At 47.0% G+C, this 3585-nt stretch carries 2 protein-coding genes; one reads left to right on the top strand and one right to left on the bottom strand.

The window, feature by feature from the left end:
- Positions 1-197 precede the first annotated feature (197 nt).
- The gene (locus KDK14_RS11180) at positions 198-1439 is read right to left on the bottom strand and encodes a trans-acting enoyl reductase family protein (RefSeq protein WP_257265199.1); all 1242 of its coding nucleotides are present in this window, start codon (positions 1437-1439) and stop codon (positions 198-200) included.
- Positions 1440-1624: 185 nt separating this feature from the next.
- Between KDK14_RS11180 and KDK14_RS11175 the strand changes: the two genes are divergently transcribed.
- Positions 1625-3388: a hypothetical protein gene (locus tag KDK14_RS11175; protein ID WP_257265197.1), complete on the top strand. Its 1764-nt coding sequence runs from the start codon at positions 1625-1627 to the stop codon at positions 3386-3388.
- Positions 3389-3585: the final 197 nt, after the last annotated feature.

The following is a 3585-nucleotide window of genomic DNA, read 5'->3' as shown; positions in this document are numbered from 1 at the left end:
AATAAAGGCCTTTTTCAGCACCGCCGGTCGAAGACAAGGAGGCGAATCAGTGGATAAGCGTTTCACTTCTGCGGTAACCGGACACAGCACAGCATCTGATTGGTGCCCATATTGCTGTTGCGCTCTTCATCCTCACCGTAACGGGCCTTCATCCGATGCACAGGCATAGCACCAACGTTGGTGAAAACTGCGCAGTTCTAATCAACGACTTCAAACTTGACCTCAGCATCTTTTTCCAGCCGCTCAATAAGCCGGTCACCAAACAGTGTGGACGTTGTCCAGAAACCTCCCGCCTTACCGCTTTTCTGCCGGTTATCGTGAAAGTCCAGGGCCAGTCCGGCAGCCACCTGTCCCAATATTCTGGCAGTAGAGCCATACCCCGGATCGCCCTGCCCAACAACGCGGGTACGGATTTGTTGGCCATCTGCCGTTTTGCCCAGAAAGCGAATATCATAAAACCCGGTTTTCTGGAGTTTCGGAGAAGGGCCCTCACCCGGTTTTGGCAAGACAAATCGCTCCATAAACCAGCGGGTTGGCTTAATCATCATGGCAAGCATAAACAGCCCCATCCCGGCGACCACAACATGGGACCGCAGCCGACCTTTGAAACCAGCACCCATAAGCATGGCTTCGCTGTACCTGAAATCCCTGCCATAAGGGTATTCAGCCAATGCATTGGAACGAAGGACCACCCGGGAATTAATGCCAGCCATGATGAATGGTGCCAGCCAGGCCCCAAAACCGGAATCATACTTCGGTGTTTTGACAACTTCCTGTCTGGCCTTCAAGCCTTCATTTTCTGGGCAGAGCAGGTAAGGGTTGGCCAACTGTCGGCGTAATGCCGGGTTGTTTGCCGCCTCACGGGTGAGATTAGTCATACTGGCCAGCGTGCCACCGGATATGCCACCCTTGGCGGCTTTCACCCGCATACTGATATCTGAACAGAATGAACCCAAAACTTCCTTGGCTTTTTTCTGGGTAAAGTACACGCCCATATCAGAAGGGATTGAGTCAAAGCCACTGCAATGGACAATGCGTGCTCCACTGCTTCGCGCCGTCTCCTCATACCGATCCAGCATCTGTCGGATCCACTGTACTTCCCCGGTCAGGTCACAATAATCGGTGCCACTTTGCGCACAGGCCCTAACCAGTGATTCGCCGTAAAGCGCATAAGGACCCACAGTCGAAACAATTACCCTGGCTTGCTGGCACAACGCCTGCAAAGCAGTCTCATCAGCAGCGTCGGCCAGCAGCACTGGTAGCCCGGGCTGTTGTAATTTCTGTTTTAACTGAGCCAGCCTGGCTTGCGAGCGCCCCGCTATCGCCCAGTCAAGACGCTCGTGGCCATTGTCGTTAAATGAATCAACCAGGTACTGGCAAACCAGTTGCCCAACGAAGCTGGTCGCGCCAAAGACAATCACATCCAATTGTTTACTCATAAACTCGGGATATCTCTGAACGTTGTCGTTTTTATAGGAGACCTGCACCCTACAGAATTGTGTATAAAAATGGAAAAAAATAATGAGGATAAAACCAGATACAATAAATCTGCTGCGTGACTTTTCCATCTTTAACGGATAATTCTCATTTTATACTGTGTTTTATACCATGTTGAACTTATGAGTTGTGGATTGGTCTACTGATCACTAATCAAATCGAAAAGTTGGTTTACTTTATGAATCCATGCTTCCCTGACCAATCAAGAAATTCTTATTTACAGACAGTTGACGTTCAAAAGCAAGCCGCGCATGGCCAATCGGCCATCAGTGGTGCAAATTCAGCTGGCACTGTTCAAGTTAACATCACCTGTCAAACACCGGGCTTGAGACCCGAACAAGCTCATTTTCATACACAACAACCCTCAAGAAACCCGTTACAACAGTGCAGAGTCAGAGCTGACTACACACATCAGTCATACTTTAATCAGCAAACGCCACACCAGCTATCAGACCATCAGGACCTTAATGTAACCTTGATCCCAAACAACGAGCCAAACCTGCCTGCACAAGCCCATCAGTTTGACAGCACACCATTCACACATCCTTCCTCCAGCGTCTGCAGTAATCCTGAGTCGATGCATTGGCATGAAGTACCTGTAAATTCCGAGGCATATATACCAACACATGATGAAGTTATTGAATTTCTGAGTGAGTTTTTGGACGAGCAACCCGTTGCACCGCTCAATCAAAGGTTCACGGCCGACTCAGCTCTGGCTACTCCAGGGCCTGCGAGAATTTATCCCGGTCCTTCTTATCCGGGTGCGCATTTATCAGGTACGACAGAGTCAGCCTTCTTACAATTTCCGCAGGGCAGTCAAGCTTGCCATACGTCTGCGGATACCTGCTCAAGATTCAGGACAGACAAAAATGCTTTTGCCATGGGCTTCGGACAGCCAACTTTCGCACCAACAACCGTACAATCACAAAACTTTATACAGAGCCCCTACCTATCATCTCCAAGAAAGCGTCCGCACAATCTGCCCTCGAACCATCAGGCAGATTCTGGCGAGTTTCTGGCCAAAAAACCTTCCCCGGGCATCATGACTTACAACAGTGCTCAAGCCATGCGTGCAAGTGGTACCAGTCACAAACACTTATATGAAGCACAACAAACGAAACAGAGCACACACTCAAACCAACCGATACCTATGTTGACTACCCGCATTGGTTATTCTGCGACCAGCAGTGGTCATATTTATCATGAGCAAGTGGCACAACAGGCTGAAACCCCGATAAGCCCCGTGGTGCAAAACCTCGCGACAAGCAAGGTTTGCCCCGAAAAAACCAGCAAAGAAACACCACAGCAACCCCTGACAGATAAAGCTTCAAATACCAGCAAAAATACGGTTAAATTTGATTGGCAAGCTCCCGTGTTTCACCGGAATTCTAAAGAGATTAAGTCTTTAATTATTGAGACCCAAAAGATATTGGGTATACAAAATCTGAATGAACCCTGGATTAGCTCCGCACACGTACTCGTTATTGCTGCAGATGTAATCGACGGGGAAATATCAGAAACCACGTTGTATATATTGCAATCAGCCCATAAACCTGATAATTCATTGGAGAATGTCAGTATAGAGATAGCCAAGGTAGTCAACGACTGGTATCAGCAAAGCGACGAAGACAAAATAGAAACTGAATACTTCGAATTGTTAAATTCAATCAATAGATTTAGAAAAGCCAAAAGTATAATACCAATTCGCAGAGGTGCTTCATATAAAACGGTTCTTGAAAAAGCTGCTGCAATTATCAAGCATGAAAATAACATACACGGGAGTAGTCATTTACCACCAAAGAGTAAAAGAGCTGAACTGACTGAATACATTGCAAATGCATTAGAATACATCCACAGTAGTAAAGCAGACGAACCCTTGAGTAACAATTAGCAATAACCATTACATGCTTGGCTGCACAGAATTCTCAATCTGTCTGGTTATTGTCATAATTTGCTCTTACGATAGACATTAAGCATCTATCTATTAATTCCAGAAGCAAAAACTTTGAACCACGAAGGACACGAAGAGCACAAAGGAAAAGAAAAGCTCTTCTTTGTGCTCTTCGTGGTTCCAATTCAAGACCCGCA

This window comes from Endozoicomonas sp. ONNA2, from assembly GCF_024606365.1.
Taxonomy (GTDB): domain Bacteria; phylum Pseudomonadota; class Gammaproteobacteria; order Pseudomonadales; family Endozoicomonadaceae; genus Endozoicomonas.
The sequence above is the reverse complement of the archived record's forward strand: the minus strand, read 5'-3'. Positions and strand labels throughout refer to the sequence as shown.